Below are 396 nucleotides of genomic sequence, written 5' to 3'. Positions count from 1 at the left end.
TACGGTTATTGGACCTTTGGATTGAATGGCACTGTTTATAATTACCAAAGCATAATCCCTGGCAATTTTACCGATATTGAGACGACGGGGGATTCCAGTGAGTTACACGCCAGTACAAGCAGGGTTCTTTACCGTGATAGTGTTTCCCTTACAACCTTGAATTTAGGCCTTTCTTATAAAAGAACCAACAATTACCTTCTTGGCAATAAGATTGAAGTGGGCAGCCGTCAATATAGTGTCGCCAATTTTGGCATTTCGCATTCTCGCCAGATGTTGGGGGGGACTTGGACCTTTGATGTGAGTTATTTGCAAGGGCTTCCCTTGTTTCATTCAGTAAAGAAACATGCGCCAGGAGCAGGGGATGCGGAGCCACAATTTGCCAAATTTACCGGTACG

At 44.4% G+C, this 396-nt stretch carries 1 protein-coding gene; it reads left to right on the top strand.

Going from position 1 to position 396, the window contains the following annotated elements; genetic code table 11:
• Positions 1-396, top strand: a 396-nt coding sequence (locus ACFIMK_RS00335; protein ID WP_375693492.1) for a ShlB/FhaC/HecB family hemolysin secretion/activation protein, incomplete at both ends; no start/stop codon positions are given.

The organism is Bartonella sp. AP280QHHD (assembly GCF_042196125.1).
Classification (GTDB): Bacteria; Pseudomonadota; Alphaproteobacteria; order Rhizobiales; family Rhizobiaceae; genus Bartonella.
This window is presented reverse-complemented; position numbering and strand designations above follow the sequence as displayed.